The sequence below is a fragment of the Porcincola sp. LCP21S3_C12 genome, from assembly GCF_052118625.1.
In the GTDB taxonomy this organism is placed as follows: domain Bacteria; phylum Bacillota; class Clostridia; order Lachnospirales; family Lachnospiraceae; genus Porcincola.
In genome coordinates this window covers 88,810-108,521 of record NZ_JBQKGW010000005.1, presented here as the reverse complement: position 1 = coordinate 108,521, position 19,712 = coordinate 88,810, and the positions used below count along the sequence as shown (strand labels likewise).

General features: G+C 55.1%; 10 protein-coding genes and 1 pseudogene. 9 read left to right on the top strand and 2 right to left on the bottom strand.

Features of this window, described 5'->3' with window-relative positions:
- Window positions 1-73: 73 nt before the first annotated feature.
- Window positions 74-4,405 (bottom strand): acyl-CoA dehydratase activase-related protein, encoded by a 4,332-nt coding sequence (locus ACTQ1N_RS04255; RefSeq protein WP_441954948.1) that lies wholly within the window; start codon window positions 4,403-4,405, stop codon window positions 74-76.
- A 276-nt stretch (window positions 4,406-4,681) separates the two neighbouring features.
- Between ACTQ1N_RS04255 and ACTQ1N_RS04250 the strand changes: the two genes are divergently transcribed.
- The 5 genes and pseudogenes from ACTQ1N_RS04250 to ACTQ1N_RS04230 all read left to right on the top strand — a co-directional run bounded on the left by ACTQ1N_RS04250 (window position 4,682) and on the right by ACTQ1N_RS04230 (window position 11,200).
- Entirely contained in the window at window positions 4,682-7,081 is a 2,400-nt protein-coding gene (locus tag ACTQ1N_RS04250; RefSeq protein WP_441954946.1) for a hypothetical protein, read from the top strand.
- A gap of 157 nt (window positions 7,082-7,238) precedes the next feature.
- Window positions 7,239-7,997, top strand: a complete 759-nt coding sequence (locus ACTQ1N_RS04245; RefSeq protein WP_441954944.1) for an exodeoxyribonuclease III — start codon at window positions 7,239-7,241, stop codon at window positions 7,995-7,997.
- Window positions 7,998-8,046: 49 nt separating this feature from the next.
- Window positions 8,047-9,189, top strand: coding sequence for a tRNA guanosine(34) transglycosylase Tgt (gene tgt / locus ACTQ1N_RS04240; protein ID WP_441954942.1), 1,143 nt, complete (start codon window positions 8,047-8,049; stop codon window positions 9,187-9,189).
- A gap of 163 nt (window positions 9,190-9,352) precedes the next feature.
- Window positions 9,353-9,610: pseudogene (yajC, locus tag ACTQ1N_RS04235) on the top strand (preprotein translocase subunit YajC); the annotation flags it as partial.
- A gap of 411 nt (window positions 9,611-10,021) precedes the next feature.
- On the top strand, window positions 10,022-11,200 hold the full coding sequence (locus ACTQ1N_RS04230; protein ID WP_441954940.1) for a cation:proton antiporter: 1,179 nt from the start codon (window positions 10,022-10,024) through the stop codon (window positions 11,198-11,200).
- A 165-nt stretch (window positions 11,201-11,365) separates the two neighbouring features.
- Here ACTQ1N_RS04230 and dpaL read toward each other — a convergent pair whose 3' ends face one another.
- Window positions 11,366-12,565, bottom strand: coding sequence for a diaminopropionate ammonia-lyase (gene dpaL / locus ACTQ1N_RS04225; protein ID WP_441954938.1), 1,200 nt, complete (start codon window positions 12,563-12,565; stop codon window positions 11,366-11,368).
- A gap of 222 nt (window positions 12,566-12,787) precedes the next feature.
- Between dpaL and ACTQ1N_RS04220 the strand changes: the two genes are divergently transcribed.
- The 4 genes from ACTQ1N_RS04220 to ACTQ1N_RS04205 all read left to right on the top strand — a co-directional run bounded on the left by ACTQ1N_RS04220 (window position 12,788) and on the right by ACTQ1N_RS04205 (window position 19,659).
- On the top strand, window positions 12,788-14,263 hold the full coding sequence (locus ACTQ1N_RS04220; RefSeq protein WP_441954936.1) for a hypothetical protein: 1,476 nt from the start codon (window positions 12,788-12,790) through the stop codon (window positions 14,261-14,263).
- 200 nt (window positions 14,264-14,463) lie between these two features.
- The gene (serC, locus tag ACTQ1N_RS04215; RefSeq protein WP_441954934.1) at window positions 14,464-15,552 is read left to right on the top strand and encodes a 3-phosphoserine/phosphohydroxythreonine transaminase; all 1,089 of its coding nucleotides are present in this window, start codon (window positions 14,464-14,466) and stop codon (window positions 15,550-15,552) included.
- Between the two features lie 193 nt (window positions 15,553-15,745).
- Window positions 15,746-17,083: a DUF1015 domain-containing protein gene (locus ACTQ1N_RS04210; protein ID WP_441954932.1), complete on the top strand. Its 1,338-nt coding sequence runs from the start codon at window positions 15,746-15,748 to the stop codon at window positions 17,081-17,083.
- Between the two features lie 164 nt (window positions 17,084-17,247).
- Window positions 17,248-19,659, top strand: coding sequence for an HAD-IC family P-type ATPase (locus ACTQ1N_RS04205; protein WP_441954930.1), 2,412 nt, complete (start codon window positions 17,248-17,250; stop codon window positions 19,657-19,659).
- The last annotated feature ends 53 nt before the right edge of the window (window positions 19,660-19,712 follow it).

The window sequence follows — 19,712 nt, the reverse complement described above, 5'->3', positions numbered from 1 at the left end:
CGGGCTGATGCCCGGAGCCATATGCCTGCCTGAGGTTATGATCTTGTTTTTACCCTGTCCGACTGTTTTTGTATCAGGCGAGTGCCGCTTCCTCCTCCATGTTCCGGACGGCGGCTGAAAGCATCAGCTTGATGCGGTTCAGCTGGTTTGCTTCCGATGCGCCCGGATCGTAGTCGATGGCGACGATATTTGCGTCGGCGTGCTGCCGGCGGATTTCCTTGATGACGCCTTTTCCCATGATGTGGTTCGGCAGGCAGCCGAAGGGCTGGACGCAGACGATATTCTTCGTGCCCTCCTCGATCAGCTCGAGCATCTCCCCGGTGAGGAACCAGCCCTCGCCGGTCTGATTGCCGATCGAGATGACAGCCTTCGCCCGCTCCGCAAGGCTTTGGATATGGTGCGGCGCATTAAAACGGCGGGAGGCATCCAGCGCCTCGCGGGCTGTTTTTCTGCAGTGTTCGACGAATTTGATGCCGATGTTGCAGAGTGCCGTTGTCGCCTTTCCGGCGTAGTGGTTCTGACACTTGAAATTCTCATTGTAGAGGCTGTAGAGGATGAAGTCCATCAGCTCCGGCTGGACAGCCTCAGCACCCTCGCGCTCCAGCAGCTCGACCAGATGGTTGTTTGCGGCAGGAGAGTACTTGACCAGAATCTCACCGACAATCCCGACCTTCGGCTTCTTCATATCCTCATGGATCGGGAAGGAATCAAACTCCTGTACGATCTTTCTGCACAGGCGCCTGTAATCCCTTCCGGAGGGGTTATCGGAATAGAGAAAGTCGATGCATTCCTTCTCCAGCCTGTCGTGCAGTCTGTCTGCACTTCCGCGCTCAATCTCATATGGACGGACACGGTAGAGACATTTCATGAACAGGTCGCCGAACTCGCAGGCAAAAAGTGCACGCTTTGCAAATGCATAATTCAGCCTGAATCCTGGATTGCTCTCCAGTCCCTGCACCGATGCGGCGATGACCGGTACATATTCCATCCCGGCCTTCTTCAGGGCCCGGCGGAAGAAGCCGACATAGTTCGACGCCCGGCAGCCGCCGCCGGTCTGGGACATGATGATCGCGCACTTGTGCGGATCGTACTTGCCGGATTCCAGCTCGCTCATCATCTGTCCGACGACAATCAGGGATGGGTAGCAGGCATCGTTGTTGACATATTTCAGCCCCTTGTCGACCGCGTCCTTCTCAGGAGGATTGACGACAACCATGTTATAACCGCTCGCAGTCATGGCGGCTTCCAGAAGGCCGAAGTGAATCGGGCTCATCTGCGGCACCAGGATGGTGTAGTCCTTCCGCATTTCCTTTGTAAATGAAACGGTCTGTTGCGCAGAGGAGCGGATGGTCCGGGTGGCATGGTTCTTTTCACGGATCCGGATGGCCGCGATCAGTGAACGGATCCGGATTCTCGCCGCACCAAGATTGTTGACCTCGTCGATCTTCAGGCAGGTGTAGAGCTTGTCCGAGCCGGTCAGGATCTCATCGACCTGGTCGGTCGTGACCGCATCGACGCCGCAGCCGAACGAGTTGAGCTGGATGAGATCCAGGTTGTCGCGCTGCTTTACAAACTCCGCAGCGCCGTAGAGCCGCGTGTGGTACATCCACTGGTCAAGGACACGAAGCGGACGGTCAATCGGGGCAAGCTCCGAGATGGAATCCTCAGAGAGAACAGCCATGCCATAGGAGTTGATCATTTCCGGAATGCCATGGTTGATCTCCGGATCGATGTGGTAAGGCCGCCCTGCCAGCACGATGCCATGTTTTCCGGTCTCCTCCAGGTAGTCCAGGATCCGCTGTCCTTCCGCATAGACCGCCTGCCTTGTGCGGTCCAGCTCCGTCCATGCAGCTGAAGCCGCCTCGCGCACCTCCCGCTCCGGAAGGTCGGAGAAGACATCGACAAGCTGTTCCGTGACCGTCTTCAGGCTCTCGAAAGATATGAACGGGCAGATGAAATCGATGTTCTTTGAACGGATCGTCTCGACATTGTTCTTGATGTTCATCGGGTAGGATGTCACGATCGGGCAGTCATAATGATTGCCGGCCTCCTTGAACTCCTTCCGCTCATAGGGAATACAGGGATAGAAGATTTTTTTCACACCCTGCGCGATCAGCCACTCGATGTGACCATGCGTCAGCTTGGCCGGATAGCACTCGGACTCAGACGGGATTGACTCGATGCCAAGCTCGTAGATCCGGTGCGTGCTTGCCGGTGAAAGCACGACATGATACTTCAGCTTCGTGAAGAACAGGTGCCAGAATGGGTACAGCTCGTACATATTCAGCACGCGCGGGATACCGATCGTTCCCCGCTCCGCCTCATCCTCCGGCAGAACCTCCCTGTCGAAAAGCAGATGATTCTTGAAATCATACATATTCGGCAGGTTTTCGGCATTCTTCTTCTTGCCGATTCCGCGCTCACACCGGTTTCCGGAGATGAAGGTCCGTCCGCCGGAGAAATGGTTCACTGTCAGTCTGCAGTGATTCGTGCAGCCCTGGCACTTGGCATTGTGTGTTGTATACTGGAGCGCACGGATCTGGCGGATCGAGAGCATGGAAGTCTGTTTCCCTTCCTCATAGCGCTCCCTCGCGATCAGTCCGGCTCCGAACGCGCCCATGATGCCCGCAATGTCCGGGCGGATGGCCTCACAGCCGGCAATCTTCTCGAACGCTCTCAGGACACCGTCGTTATAGAAGGTTCCGCCCTGGCAGACGATGTGGCGTCCAAGCTCTCTGGCATCGGAAACCTTTATGACCTTGTAGAGAGCATTTTTGATGACAGAGTAGGACAGGCCGGCGGAGATATCCTCGACACTGGCCCCTTCCTTCTGCGCCTGCTTGACCTTTGAGTTCATGAAGACCGTGCACCGGGTCCCGAGGTCAAAGGGGTGTTCGGCAAACAGCGCCGCTTTCGCGAAGTCCTCCACTGAATAGTTCAGAGACTTTGCAAAGGTCTCGATGAAGGATCCGCAGCCGGAGGAGCAGGCCTCGTTGAGCTGTACCGAATCAACCGCGTGATTCTTGATTTTGATGCACTTCATATCCTGGCCGCCGATGTCAAGGATACAGTCCACATCCGGGTCGAAGAAGGACGCCGCGTAGTAGTGCGCGATGGTCTCAACTTCACCCTCGTCCAGCATCAGGGCAGACTTGACCAGCGCCTCGCCGTAGCCGGTGGAGCAGGAATAGACAATATGGGCATCCTCAGGCAGCCGGTCATAGATCTCCTCGATCGCCCGGATGGCGGTTTTCAGCGGGCTGCCATTGTTGTTGCTGTAAAATGAATACAGGAGGGAGCCGTCCTCCGAGACGAGCGCTGCTTTTGTTGTTGTCGAGCCGGCATCGATACCAAGAAAGCAGTTTCCGCTGTAGGACTCCAGCTCCTCCGTCGCTACGTTATACTGATTCTGGCGCTCGATGAAGTCGTCATACTCATCCTGAGAGGCGAAGAGAGGCTCCATGCGCGGCACCTCGAACTGAATCTGAACGCCGTCCGTCAGCTCCTTCTCCAGCTCACTCAGCAGTCGGTCGGAATCCGCATCCGTAACGGGCTTCCCATCCTCATAAAGCTGCTCGGCAAGTTTTTCGTGCGCCTTCGAGTGGTTGACGGCCATCGTGGAATGAGCGTTCAGACCGGCGCCGATAGCGGCGAACAGATGGGAATTGTCCGGGATGATGGCATGCTCGTCGTCAAGCTTCAGCGTGCGGATGAAGGCAGCCCGCAGTTCACTCAGGAAATGGAGCGGCCCGCCGAGGAAAGCAACATGCCCCCGGATCGGACGCCCGCAGGCTAGACCGGAGATGGTCTGGTTTACAACTGCCTGGAATATGGAGGCGGCGAGGTCTTCCTTTGTCGCGCCGTCGTTGATCAGAGGCTGAATGTCGGTCTTGGCGAAAACACCGCATCTGGCCGCGATGGTATAGAGAGACTGATAGTGCTTCGCGTACTCATTCAGACCCGTGACATCGGTCTGAAGAAGGGAAGCCATCTGATCAATGAAGGAACCGGTACCGCCGGCGCAGGTACCGTTCATACGCTGGTCGATCGAGGAGCCGTCAAAGTAGATGATCTTGGCATCCTCCCCGCCGAGCTCAATCGCGACATCTGTCTGCGGCGCATATTTTTTCAAGGCCGTTGAGACCGCAATGACCTCCTGGACGAAGGGAATATCCATGTTTCCTGCGAGCGCAAGGCCGCCGGAGCCCGTGATCACCGGGGAGACCTTCACGTCCCCGACTGCCTCCCGGGCTTCCTTCACAAGGCGGGCAAGTGTACCCTGAATATCCGCAAAATGCCGCTGATAATCTGAAAACAGCAGCTGTTTGCTCTCATCAAGAACGGCCACCTTGACGGTGGTGGAACCGATGTCAACGCCAAGTGCGAACTTTGTATTCTGTTCCATAAAACTCAACAATTCCTTCTTATTAAAAATATGTGTATGATCTGATTCACAATGGGCTATTATACAACAGTCCGAAGGAGCAGGAGAAGCAACAAAGACCGGTGAATGTATTGAGCATCATGAACAGATTTGATAACATATACAGCTGAATGGCAGGAGGGCTGCCGGACTCTGACATCTGTCAGGGAATAGAATGTCCTGCCCGATGAATGCGGCAGGAGCGTGAAAGGCGTGGGAGAATTGAAAAGATTGCAAGGATTGCAGGAAATGCCAAAAATGCAAAGATTGGAGAGGGCTGCTGACCGCCATTTTTCGAAGACGAAGAGATGGGCGGCTCTGACGCTGGCAGCGGTTTTGACCGCAGGGACTGTCGGGAGCGCCTGGGCAGATGTACAGACAACGGAAACTGAGTCAGAACAGACATCTGCCGGCGAGACCGTAAAAGCATCGGAATCAGAGCCAGAGACCGAGTCTGCTCCGGCATCGACTGAGTCCGCTCCGGAATCGACCGAGTCCGTTCCGGCATCGACCGAGTCTGCTCCGGCATCGACTGAGTCCGCTCCGGCATCGACCGAGTCTGCTCCGGTATCGACCGAGTCTGCTCCGGCCTCAGAAAAGTCTGCAGAAACAGAGACAGCGGCAGTCAGAGAGGAGACGGCAGCTGAAAGTCCTGTCTCCATCGAGACAAAGGGTTCGGCGGATATCCAGGTTGTAGTCAGATTCGACTTCCGCGGCCTGAATCCCCAGACAGCCACCTATCTGTCAACTGCTCCGGATAACCCGATCAGTCACTATTCGGTGACAATCACAGACCAGAGTACCGGACAGAAGGTGTATTCAAGTGACACAGTCAAACGGGATACAGGAGAGGCCGGTGTGCTGAGCCTGAAACCGATCACGGTAAAATCTGACTGGAACATGGGACAGCCGGATCCTTCGACCAAGGCGTATAAGGACGTGACGAAAACCTATTCTGTCCAGGTGGCGGTTCCTCATTTCAAGCCGCTTGCAGAGAAGACGTTCACCCTTACGGCATACCAGGCAGGGTGGAAGACGCTTCCCGAGGCCGAAAAAGAAAGCGGCAAGGATGAAAGCAGCAAGGAAGAAAACGGCAAAACTGAAACAGGCACTGACAGTGCCGGTGACATCGAAACACCTGACCCGGTTCAGATTCCGGTGTTTTCCTGGAAACTGACAGCCGATGGTCAGGAAGGCGGAGAGAGGAACCCGATTGCGGCGCTGACCTTCGTTCCGCAGGTCGATGTGGATCAGACCGACCTGACACCGGTCTCCCTCACAAATCTGACAAGGATCTCAAGACCTTATGGAACGGCGCTTGAAGGCGGAACCATCACACCCGGGTTTGTCATTTCCTCCTTCCTGAAGCCGGCCGGAAAGACCAACCCGCTTGTCCTGCTGGACAGGGCATCGTATGCGCTGATCTCCAGTCAGCTTGCGGATACGAATCTGGGACACTCAAACGACATGACCTATGTCGCGTCTCGAAATGAAATTTACACAACGCCCGTCAAGACGGATGGGGTATACCAGATCATTGTCCTGGACGCTTCGACCCTGAAAGTGAAGCGGCGGATCCGGGTCGGCCAGTATTACAATTCCATCTCCTATGATGAAACAAGAGATGTCTTCTTCCTGGGCAACCGGTCCAATTCCGTTGAAACAGCGACCGTGTACAGCGGTGATTTCTCAAGGAAAATCAGCTCCTTTCATGTCCCGTCCAACCTGATCTATCAGAACTGCGGAACCTGGAACGGGCTTGTTTACTTCACAGCCAGTGAGGGCGGGCGCTCATCCAAGTATGAGCCGGTTCCGGATGGACGTTTCAGAAAGGGCGACAATGTTGTCTGGATCTACGATCTCTACGGAAACCTGCTGAAGACCTACTATATTCCGGCTTCATCTGACGGGACACATCGAGAAATCGAGTCCATCATGTTTGACAACGGAAGGATGATCCTGCAGTTCAACGAAAATGGACGGGCCGGCTATTACTTTATCAACCCGGAGGCTGCAGCCGCGACCGTGTCGGCACCCGTCAGTGTCCAGAACAGTTATCCGAGGGATGGAGAGTTTCAGGCAGGTCTGTACGCTGGCGGGCAGAGAATCGCGAGCGTGACGAACGCCGGAGGGATGTTTACATTTTCACCGGTCTGGATCACTCAGCCTGGAACCTACAGTTACCAGATCATTCAGGACAAAGGCGGGGATATTTACAACACGATTTATTCCGGAGAGACGATCACCGTTATCGTGAACGCGCTGTATGACCCGTTTACAAACAAGCTGACGCTCTCCTCCTGGTACCAGGGCGGATCGACGATCCACAACTACCGGATTACAAAGACCGAGAAGAAAAAGATCACAAAGGTCAGGAAGGCAAAACCAGCCGTCCGTTCTCTGTCTGCCGGGAAGAAGAGGCTGAAGATCCGCTTCAGGAAAGTTTCCTATGCGGCAGGCTATGAAATTCAGGTCTGCAGAAACAAAAAGTTCAGGGGCAGGACCCTGAAGACCTATTGGACAAAGAAGACCAGCAGGACGATCTCGAAGCTGACTGGAAAGAAACGGTACTATGTCCGGATCAGACCATATCGGATCCTTCGCGGAGTCACGTACTATGGAAAGTATTCAAAGACCCGGTCTGTCAAGGTAAGATGAAGGAGCATGCAAGAGGGGCTGATCGCGGTCAGGAAGGCAGCCGATTTCATACAAAATGAGCTGATCCTGGCGGAGAAGGCGGCCGATTGATTCGGGAGAGGACGCATGGTGAAAAATAACGGCAGCAGCCGGCAGATGGAAAGGGGAATATGCATCTATGAGAGCAGTCAGCTGGAATGTGAACGGCCTGAGAGCCTGCATGGGAAAAGGATTCGAAGAATCATTTGAAAAACTGAATGCGGACATCTTCTGTCTGCAGGAAACCAAGCTCCAGGAGGGTCAGATTGATCTGAAGCTTCCGGAGGAGTATCTTCAGTACTGGAATTACGCGGAGAAGAAGGGTTATTCAGGGACGGCGATCTTCACCCGGCTGAAACCCATGGCGGTTACATACGGGATCGGAATCGAGGAGCATGACCATGAGGGACGTGTGATCACATTGGAATTTCCGGACTACTATTTCATAACCTGCTATACGCCGAACTCCCAGGACGGTCTCAGAAGGCTTGACTACCGGATGAGATGGGAGGATGATTTCCGCGCTTATATGAAGAAGCTGGATGCGCGGAAACCGGTCATCGTCTGCGGAGACCTGAATGTTGCACATGAGGAGATCGACCTCAAGAACCCGAAGACAAACAGAAAGAATGCCGGATTCACGGATGAGGAGCGGGACAAGATGACAGAGCTTCTCAATGCCGGATTCACGGACACCTTCCGGTATTTTCATCCGGACGAGACAGGCATCTATTCCTGGTGGAGTTACCGCTTCCATGCCAGAGAAAAGAATGCAGGCTGGCGTATCGACTACTTCATCACATCCAAGAGAATCGATCAAAAGCTGCAGGCTGCAGACATCCATACCGAGATCTTCGGGTCCGACCACTGCCCGGTGGAACTGGATGCGGATATCTGAAGGCCGGGAGCATCTAAAAAAGTCAGGGAAAGGAAAGAAATAATCAGACATGAGCAAAAACTATACACTTCTTACTACGGATGGCCGCGCGAAGCGCGGGGAATTCCGCACGGTCCACGGAACAGTGCAGACTCCTGTGTTCATGAATGTGGGCACGGTCGGCGCAATCAAGGGCGCTGTCTCGACGGATGACCTTCGGGGCATCGGGACGCAGATCGAGCTCAGCAATACCTATCACCTGCATGTCCGGACCGGCGATGAGGCGATCAAAAAGCTTGGCGGACTTCATCGGTTCATGAACTGGGACAGGCCGATCCTGACCGATTCGGGCGGATTTCAGGTTTTTTCTCTGGCAGGACTTCGGAAGATCAAGGAAGAAGGCGTGACGTTTCACTCACATATCGACGGGCACAGAATCTTTATGGGACCGGAGCAGAGCATGCAGATTCAGTCGAATCTGGCTTCCACGATCGCGATGGCATTCGATGAATGTCCGCCTTCGAAGGCGGAGCGAAGCTATGTGGAGAATTCTGTTGCGAGAACCTATCGCTGGCTTGTCCGCTGTCAGACGGAAATGAAGCGCCTGAACGGGCTCGAGGATACGATCAACCGGCATCAGATGCTTTTCGGCATCAACCAGGGTGCAGTGTACGACGATATCCGTATCGAGAACGCAAAGCGGATCACGGAGCTTGACCTGGACGGATACGCGGTCGGCGGTCTTGCGGTCGGTGAGACACATGAGGAGATGTACCGGATCCTTGACAGCACGGTTCCGTATCTGCCGCAGGACAAGCCGGTCTACCTGATGGGGGTCGGGACACCGCTGAACATTGTCGAGGGTGTCTACCGTGGGGTCGACTTCTTTGACTGTGTCTATCCGACTCGAAACGGCAGGCACGGGCATGCCTACACGCACCATGGGAAGATCAATCTGCTGAATGCGAAATTCATGTTTGACGAGCGGCCGATCGAGGAGGGCTGCGGCTGTCCGGCCTGCAGGTCTTATTCCAGAGCGTACATTCATCACCTGTTCAAGGCGAAGGAGATGCTCGGGATGCGGCTGATGGTTCTGCACAACCTTTATTTTTACAATCATCTGATGGAGGAGATTCGAAACGCAATTGACGAACATCGATATGAGCAGTTCCGCAGAGACTTTACCGAGGCCTATAATACCCCGGACTGCTGAGACCGCCAGAATAATGCTTGATACAGATTGTGAATTTGTGTAAAATGAAAAAAGTTTGATTCAGACTACGCAGGAGGATACGAACATGAATTCAGCTCTTTTACCGGTATCTGTTCTGACCGCAGGCGGCAGCTCCGCAGCTGCGGGCGGCGGCGGACTTTTTATGATGATCATCTATATGGTCATCATCTTCGGCGCGATGTACTTCTTCGCGATTCGTCCGCAGAAGAAGGAGCAGAAGAGACTGCAGACGATGATTTCACAGATGGAGGTCGGAGACACGGTTGTCACAACCTCCGGCTTCTACGGCATTGTGATCGCTGTCGATGAGGAGGACTGCATCGTGGAGTTCGGCAACAACAAGAACTGCCGCATTCCGATGAGAAAGTCCGCGATTGCCGAGATTGAAAAGGCATCCGACTCCGCTCCGGCACCTTCTGAGCCGGAGAAGGCCACGGAAAGTGGTGCTCCGAAAAAGGCTGCTGTCAAGGGACCGAGAGCCGCTGCAAGAGAGGCAAAGGAAGCCATGAAGCAGGCAAGAATTCAGGAGAAGGAGAAGGCCGTCGAGGAAAACAAGGCAGCCAGGGAAGCGAAGGAAGAGAAGAAAGAGCAGAAAGAGCAGCAGTAATGCTGTATAACAGCATGAGGTCATGCCATGGAAGGTGCGCCGCAGAAAGATGCAGGCGCGCCTTTTTTGAAGAAGACGCGTCAGGCGATGCTGAAAGCCTGTGTTTGAGCTTTGCAACAGGGGGCTTGCACACATGTGCTATGATGGAATGCGGCACAGGCTCCGGAAGTGACGGAACCAACGATATGAGTGAGGAGGCATCTTATGGATACACTTGAAATACTCAAAGACCTATGCATTATTCTGGTCTTCGGCAAGTTTTTCAGCCTGGTGGCACGGAAACTGCATATGCCGGAAGTAGCAGGACTGATCATATCCGGAATCCTGATCGGTCCGAGCGTATTCGGTCTTGTGAAGCAGAGTAACTTTCTTTCCGGCATGGGAGAGATCGGCGTCATTCTGCTGATGTTCTCGGCAGGGCTTGAGACCGATATGGAAAAACTGAAGGAATCCGGGCTGAAGGCAACGCTGATTGCGCTTGCAGGCGTTGCGGTCCCTGTTTTCGCCGGAACCATTCTGTACATGTGCTTCTATGGGTTTGCAGGACCCGGAAGCGAAGAATTCATGAAGGGACTCTTTATCGGGACGATCCTTGCAGCAACCTCCGTCTCGATCACCGTTCAGGCGCTCAAGGAGCTTGGCAAGCTGAACACGGCGGTCGGTACGACGATCATGAGCGCCGCCATCATCGATGATGTCATCGGCATCCTCGTCCTGACCGCGGTCATGAGCATGAAGGATCCGTCCAACAACATCGGGGTGGTTGCCCTGAAGACACTGGCATTCTTTGCCATTGCCCTTGTCGGCGGATACTTCATCTTCCAGCTGATGAAAAAGCTGGAGAAGCGCTCTCCGCATACAAGAAGAATCCCGATTCTGGGCGTGGCACTTGCGTTTGCCCTTTCGTATATTGCGGATAAATATTTCGGTGTGGCAGATATCACCGGCGCCTACTGTGCTGGCGTCATCCTCTGTTCGCTCAGAGAGTCCGATTACATCGAGCGGAAGGTTGATATCAATTCCTACATGATCTTCGGACCTGTCTTCTTCGCAAGCATCGGCCTTCAGACCAACCTGCGTCAGCTTGATACAACGATCCTTGTTTTCTCACTTGCATTTGTCGTGGTCGGACTCGTCGGCAAGATCATCGGCTGCGGCCTGATGGGGCGTGCGTGCGGGTTCAACGGACACGACAGCATGAAGATCGGTGTCGGCATGATGACCCGTGGCGAGGTTGCGCTGATTGTCGCGCAGCGCGGACTGAAAGCAGGCCTGATGACCAGCTCCTATTTCACAGCCGTTATCCTGCTGATCATCGTCAGCTCGATTCTGACTCCGATTCTTCTGAAGATGCTCTACGAGAAATATCCGGAGGCAGCCTGAGGAGAACCGCTTTCTGATCTCAGACCTCAGGAAAAGGCAGCTCTCAAAGAGGGATATCCGTCTTTGAGAAAACAGATTAGAATTGTAAGAATGCAGGAAAAGCAGAGACTTCGGAGAAAAATCCGCAGCCTCTGCTTTTTTGTGCTTCATGCGTCTTTAATGCGGTCAGTCCAGACCCTCCCATACAACCTGTTTGTAATGGACAGGGTCTGTATCTCCCTCTGTGGAGAAGCAAAGAACGGTGGAGTCCGGCCCGAGCTCAAGCTCCTTCCGGATATCGCTGTAGCAGTCCTCCATCATGATTGTCGCGAGGGCGCCGAAAGTGGCGGCGCCGGATTCTCCGCTTGTGATATGCGGATCGTCCCTGAAACAGCCGGCCAGCATCCGCATGCCCCGGAGGGTCATCCGGTCTTCCCCGGAAATGAAGCCGGTTGCGTGATTGCGGAACAGGTCCCAGCCGATTTCACAGGGTTCTCCGCAGGCAAGACCTGCCATGCAGGAATCCATATCCCCTTCCACGATGACGCGGGAGCCGTCCCCTTTTTCATTGCTCCGGTACATGCAGTCCGCTGCGTGCGGCTCCACGACGATGATCTTCGGCGGGTTGTCCGGATAGAGCGCAGAGAAGTAGCCGGTCACAGCGCCGGCCATGCAGCCGACACCTGCCTGAACGAACACGTGGGTCGGACGCGTGCCGAGCTGCCCGGAGGCCTCGTCCGCCATCACGCCGTAGCCCTGCATGATCCAGGACGGAATATCAAAGTATCCGGGCCAGGAGGTATCCTGGACGATGACACTGTGGGGCGTCGCCTCCGCAAGCCGGGCAGCCTTCCGCACGCATTCATCATAATTCAGATCTTCGATCGTCACTTCCGCGCCAAGCGCGCGGATGTTGTCGAAGCGGGACTTCGCGGTTCCCTTCGGCATCAGAATCACGCAGCGCTGATGAAGCATCTGAGCCGTCCAGGCGACGCCGCGTCCGTGATTGCCGTCCGTTGCGGAAAAGAACGTACAGGGGGCAAGCGTTTTCAGAAAATGCTCGTCCGTCAGGACGCTGTAGGAAAGCTCCGATATATCTCTGCCGACTTCGTCTGCAAGAAATCTGCCCATCGCGTATGCCCCGCCGAGTGCCTTGAAGGAGTTCAGGCCATAGCGGAACGACTCATCCTTCACAGCGACCGTGCCGAGCCCGAGATAAGAGGCCATCTGCTTCAGGTTTCGGAGCGGTGTCTCCTGATACTGCGGAAAGGTTCTGTGAAAATTTCTGGCTTTGGTGACCTCTTCCTTCGACATGAGCGAAAGATAGGGATCTGAGGTCTTCGGAACCTGTCTGGATTTGTATTTCAAATCGACGTGTGTAAACATGGCATCCTCCTCCGAAAAATAGGTTCGTTAAAACTCTGAAATCTTGTTTAAATATTCTATGCATAGTGTATCACAACATACATGAAAACATGTTATACTGGAAAAAACAATTTTAGTCCGAACCTTTGAAACCTTTGAAAGGAAACCTGAGCAGGCAGGTTGAGGGCCCGTCTGAGCAGGACCGGACGGAAGCATGGAGACGCACCCAGGAGGTATGCCGTTATGATCGATCTTTCAGTCAACAAGGAAAGCCTGAAACACAACATCGAGAATGCGCGGAAGAACAACGTCATTCTCCCGACCTACGAAGAGATGAAGGATCCTGGAAAGATTCCGGCAAAGATTCAGGAAAAGCTGAAGAATGTCGGGCTGTGGGATGTGAACCCGCTGAACCTTTTCCGTATCACATGGAAGAACGAGCCGAAGGAGAAAGGCGGGCTCTTCCAGAGCGTCCCGAACTACATCGAATTTCCGTCAAGCCTGACCGGGGTTCCCTGCAGGATCGTCGCGATGGTCGGAAAGTGGTTCCCGACCGGCTGCCACAAGGTCGGCGCTTCTTACGGCTGCCTTGTCCCTGAGCTTGTCACCGGGCACTTTGATTCCACCGTTCATAATGCTGTCTGGCCGTCCACAGGAAACTACTGCAGAGGCGGAGCTTTCAATTCACGCCTTCTGGCCTGCAATTCGGTTGCCATCCTGCCGGCGGAGATGTCGAAGGAGCGTTTCGACTGGCTGAAGGGAATCGCGACACAGGTGATCGCGACCCCGGGCTGCGAGTCCAATGTCAAGGAGATATTCGACAAGACAAACGAGCTGAAGCAGGATCCGTCGATGATGATCTTCAACCAGTTTGAGGAGATGGGCAATGTCGTCTGGCATTACAATGTCACCGGCAATGCGCTTGCGGATGTGTTTGAAGCCGTGAAGCGGCCGGGAGACCGGTTTGCAGGAGCTGCATTTACCTCCGGATCAGCAGGAACGCTTTCAGCAGGAGACCGGCTGAAGGAGCTGTACCCGAAGGCGAAGCTTGCGGTCGGAGAGGCGCTTCAGTGCCCGACCCTTCTGGAGAACGGATTCGGCGGTCACCGCATCGAGGGAATCGGTGACAAGCATGTTCCGTGGATTCACAATGTCCGCAATACCGACATGGTCATCGACATCGATGATGAGGACTCCCAGCGGCTGCTGAGACTCTTCAACACGCCGGAGGGACAGAAGTACCTGAAGGAGGAGCTTGGACTGGATGATACGATGGTTGAGAAGCTGACCTGGCTCGGCATATCCGGCATCGCGAATCTGCTGTGCTGCATCAAGATGGCGAAGTACTATGAGCTGACAGAGCATGATGTGCTGGGTACCGTCCTGACCGACTCTGCGGTGATGTATCAGTCGAGAGTCGATGAGCTCAACCAGATGTACGGGCCGTACAGCGAGACGGAGGCGAAGCTTGACCACTGCCGCCATATCCTGGACGAGAAGACGGATCATATGCTGGAGCTGTCCTACTACGACAGGAAGCGCATCCACAACCTGAAGTACTACACCTGGGTCGAGCAGCAGGGGAAGACGAAGGAGGAGCTGGATGCTCTGTGGTATGATCCGGAGGGAACCTGGGATGCCGTGCACAGACAGGCAGCAGAGATGGATGAGCTGATCAACGAATTCAATGACGCGACCGGACTTTTGAAGGAGCTGTAAAAGGCCGAAGAGCAGCCGGGAGGCGTCCATCCCTGGCAGCAGCCGGTATCTGGCTGTATTTGCTGCTGCCGGATGCCGGCGATGAAGATGAAAGCGGGATCAACGCAGGCAGTCCCGGGAGCGGGGGCCTGCGATCAGTTGCAGAGGCTGTGACAGATGGTGTAGACTTGTTTCAGTTTTCAGTAAAAAGGAGGAATGTTATGATCGAGAATCGTGTTTACAATTTCTCAGCAGGACCATCGATCCTTCCGGACGAGGTACTCCTGTCCGCACGGGAGAACCTTCTGAACTACGAAGGCTCGGGGATGTCCGTCATGGAGATGAGTCATCGCTCAAAGGTCTATGACAAGATTATCAACGATGCGTTTGACCACCTGCGCAAGGTCATGTCGATTCCGGACAACTACAAGATTCTGTTTCTCCAGGGCGGTGCGACCGGCATGTTTGCAGCGATTCCGCTGAACATCTCAAAGACCGGCGCAGCGGATTATATCATCACAGGCAACTTTGCAAACAACGCGTACAAGGAAGCGAAGAAGTACATGAAGGATGTCCGTGTCGCGGGATCCACGGAGAGCGAGAACTTCACCAGAATTCCTTCTCAGGACGAGCTGACGCTCAACCCGGCGGCGGATTACGTTCACATCTGCCAGAACAACACCATCTTCGGAACCGCATGGCATACGCTTCCGGAGACAGGCAGTGTTCCGCTGGTTGCGGATCTTTCATCCTGTATTCTCTCGGAACCGGTCGATGTCTCAAAGTACGGCATCATCTATGCAGGTGTGCAGAAGAATATGGCCCCGGCCGGCTTCGCCGTCGTGATCGTGAGAGACGATCTGATCGGGAACCCGCAGCCGATCTGCCCGAAGATCTGGGATTTCGGCAAGCAGGCGGAGAAGAATTCGATGCTCAACACACCGCCGACCTGGTCCATCTATGTCTGCAAGCTGGTGCTTGAATGGATCATGAGCATCGGCGGGCTGGAGGAACTGAAGAAGCGCAATGAGAAGAAGGCCGCGCTTCTGTACGATTACCTCGATTCGCAGAGCTTCTACAAGGCACAGGCACAGAAGGAAAGCCGCTCGATGATGAATGTCACGTTCAGAACCGGCGACGATGAGCTGGACAAGAAGTTTGTCGCTGCATCTGTCGAGGCAGGCTTTACGAATCTGAAAGGACACCGCCTTGTCGGAGGCATGCGCGCATCCATTTATAATGCGATGCCGTATGAAGGCGTCGAGGCGCTTGTCGACTTTATGAAGAAGTTCGCGAGAGAACAGGCATAATGTGCCGTGGCATACCTGCAGGGTCAGGCGGCATCAGGATTCAGTCAGACTGTCTCAGACCCCGCAGCGTATGCAGACAATGCAGACATCGGAATCCGTCTTTTCGGGCTGCGCCGGTCAGCCGGCCCGGAAGAGACGGATTTCTTGATATCATGCCAGAGACATCACAAACAATGAGATGGAGGACGACAGCATGCATGCATTCAGTGAGATGGGACTCAGGATCCCGAGGATCCAGCTTCCAAAGGAAGGGACAGATTACGAGAAGTGGGCGGTTGTCGCCTGCGATCAGTACACCTCTGAGCCAGCCTACTGGGAGGAGGCGGACAGAATCGTCGGCACTTCCCCGTCTACGCTGCGGATGATCCTGCCGGAATATTACCTGGGAAAGCCTCAGGAGGAGGAGCTGACGCGGCAGATCCGGAGCCATATGAAACAGTATGAAGAAACCGGCGTGCTCAGAACCCTGCCGGAGGGCTGCATGCTTGTGAAGCGGACGGCTGCCGGGCGGACGAGACTTGGGCTGGTCATCGCAGTCGATCTGGAGGCATACGACTATACGAAAGGCTCCACCTCCCTGATCCGCGCGACCGAGCGCACGATCACGGAGCGGATCCCGCCGAGGCTCCGCATCCGGCGGGGGGCACCGGTTGAGCTTCCGCATATCATCATCCTGATCGACGATCCGGAGAAGACGGTGATCGAGCCGCTTGCAAAAAAGAAAGGGACGGTGGCATACGAAACAGATCTGATGCTGGATGGAGGCCATATCACGGGGACTTTCTTCCCGAAGGAGGAACTTGGCGGCGTGCAGGAGGCTTTCTCTAGGCTCTATGACAAGTCGACGGAGCGCTTCGGAAAAGGAAAGGAATTCCTCATGGCAATGGGGGATGGAAATCACTCCCTTGCGACAGCCAAGGCGGCCTGGGAGGAGATCAAGCAGACACTGACCCCGCAGGAGCTGGAGAATCATCCGGCCAGATACGCGCTCTGCGAGCTGGAGAATGTCCATGATGACGGCATCGTGTTTGAGCCGATCCACCGCGTCCTGTTCGGCGAAGGAAAGCTGACGGGTGAGGAGATCGTAAGAAAGACCGTCGAAATTCTGAAGAAGCAGAACCCGGACGCTTATCTGGCGGAAGAGTCTGATGAAGCGGGAGCGGCCGGCCGTGAGGGCGCTCAGTGTACGCCGCGGACAGACTGCTACAGAATTCCGGTCATTTTCGGCGGCACGCGCCGGATGCTGGTGATCGATCATCCGGTCTCCGGGCTTGAAGTCGGAGCCCTCCAGACAGCACTGGATGAGCTTGTCAGGACAAAAGGCGTCCGGATCGACTACATCCATGGGGAGCAGACTGTGTCGGAGCTGGCTTCCCTGGAGGAGAATGCGGGCTTCCTTCTTCCTTCCATGGATAAACACCGCCTGTTCCCGGCGGTTGCCGCGGACGGCGCCCTTCCGAGAAAAACCTTCTCGATGGGACATGCGAATGAGAAGCGCTACTATCTGGAAGGCAGAAGCCTGCGGGTGTGAACCGCTGCAGGCTGACAGGCACATATCAGAAAACTGCAGACAGAAAACAGCAAACATCAACCACAAAACAGTACAAAACAGTAACCAGAAAACAGTAACCGGAAAACAGCAGCCAGAAAGCAGCAGCCAGAAAACAGCAGCCAGAAAACAGGGGGACGGTCAGGATGACAGAGAACCGGAAGACAGGCCAGGGGCTTACTTCGGCGGAAGCCGAGCAGCTTCTTTTGTCCGGACAGGGAAACGAGCTTCCTCAGGAGGGGACGGGCAGCGTGAAAAGCATCGTCATGTCGAATGTTTTCACGTACTTTAACGGAATCTTTCTGCTGCTGGCCATCCTCCTGGTCGTGGCAAGGTCCTTCAAGAGTCTGACCTTCCTCCCGATCATCATCGCCAATACAGCGCTTGGCATTGTGCAGCAGCTCTATGCGAAGAATGTGCTCGACAAGCTGGCGCTTCTGGACGTGTCTGAATACACGGCGATCCGGGACGGAAAGGATGTGAAGGTGCCCTCCGGAAAGCTGGTCCTGGGGGATGTGATCCGGCTGGAGAGCGGCCAGCAGATCCCTGCGGATGCGGTTGTGATTTCCGGATACGCAGGCGTCAACGAGTCGCTGCTGACCGGTGAGTCGGATGAGATCCAGAAGAGCGAGGGAAGCGAGCTGAAGTCCGGAAGCTTCGTTGCATCCGGCCGGCTTCTGGCAAAGCTGACGCATGTCGGTAAGGACAGCTATGCGGCAAAGCTGACAGAAAAGGCAAGGGAGGCGAAGGAAGCGCCCTCCGAGATGATCCACGATGTGGAAATGATCATCCGAATCGCCGGCATCCTGGTGATCCCGGTCGGCGGACTCCTTCTGTATCAGGGAATGGCCGTGAACGGACATCCGTTTCATATCGCCGTTCCGTCCATGGTCAGCGCGGTGACCGGCATGATTCCGGAGGGACTCTATCTCCTCGTCACCGTGGCGCTGGCGATGAGTGCCGCCAGGCTTGCGCTCGGCAAGGTCATGCTGCACGACATGCACAGCATCGAGACCCTCGCGCGGGTGGATGTCCTGTGCGTTGACAAGACCGGCACCATCACGAGCAATGTCATGAAGGTGACGGAATTCTTTGACCCTGCAGTCCGATCAGAGCAGCCAGACGCTTCCGTTTCCTCTGAATCTGAAGCAGGCGCGAAGGAGCATTCTGCGGAGGGAGAGGCTGAGGCTGTGGCAGAGAGAAAGGATGCCAGGGAACTTCTGGCGTCCTATGTCTCGACGGTGCCGGATGCGAACATCACGATGGAGGCAATCCGTGCGGCCGTTCCGAGGAGAGGCACACTGGAGGGAAGCAAGGTTCAGCCGTTTGACTCGTCGGTCAAGTATTCGGAGGTGCGGCTTCCGGACGGCACCCTCTACAGACTGGGAGCACCGGAATATCTGCTCTCGGAGAAGACACTTGCGCAGAACCAGGCCCTGATCGACCAGAGGGCGATGGAGGGGAAGCGTGTGCTGGCTCTTTCCGAGGGGAGCGGCCAGAAGGCACGGCCGCTTCTGTTCATTGCGCTGGAAAATGAGATCCGGGACCATGCGCAGGAGACATTTCAGCGATTCACGGAGGAAGGCGTCCGCGTCGTTGTCATATCAGGGGACAATCCGCTCACAGTGTCGAAGGTGGCAGGCAAGGCGGGAATTCCGGACGCAGACCAGTATGTGGATGCGGCCAGCCTTGACACCGATCAGAAGATCAGAGACGCCGTGGACCGGTACGCTGTATTCGGACGTGTGAAGCCGGAGCAGAAGAAGGCGCTTGTCGATGCGTTCCGCTCAAAGGGTCAAAGGGTGGCGATGACCGGAGACGGCGTCAACGATATCATCGCGATGAAGGCAGCAGACTGCTCCGTCGCGATGGGGAGCGGGAGCGATGCGGCCAGACAGGCGGCACAGGTCGTCCTGCTGGATTCCGATTTCTCGCACATGCATGACATTGTCCTGGAGGGACGGAGGGACATCAACAACATCACCAGGTCCGCGATGCTGTTCCTCTACAAGAACATCTTCTCGCTTCTTCTGGCGGTATTTTCCATCATCGGGACGTTCATGTATCCGCTCAGACCGACGCAGGTTTCCCTGATATCGACCTTCAACATCGGCCTGCCTGCCTTTCTGCTCGCCCTTGAGCCGAACGAAAAAAAGCAGCATGGCAGCTTTATCCGGACAACCCTCTTCGGCGCGATGCCGCCTGCACTGACTTCATTTTTCTCGATTGCAACGATGGTGCTGTTTGCACAGCTTTTCCACATCTCGCAGGCAGATGTATCGACCGCGAGCACCTATCTGATGGCACTCGTCGGTTTCCTGATCCTGCTCAGAACCGCGCAGCCGCTGAACAGATGGCGGATTGCCGTGATCGTTGGATGTGTGCTCGGTTTTCTGGTCGCATCGGACTATTTCTCAGGTCTGTTTGAGATGAAGAGCCTTTCCCTGAAGGCCTGGGCGCTGTGCCTGGTCTTTGCACTGGCACAGGTGACCGTCATGCGCTGGCTGACGCAGCTGTTCTCCTGGATCGAGACGCATACGGAAACGAAACGACAATAGAAGGCTATAGAAAAAGAAGGCAATAGAAAAAGGGGAAGCAGCTGCCGCGGCTG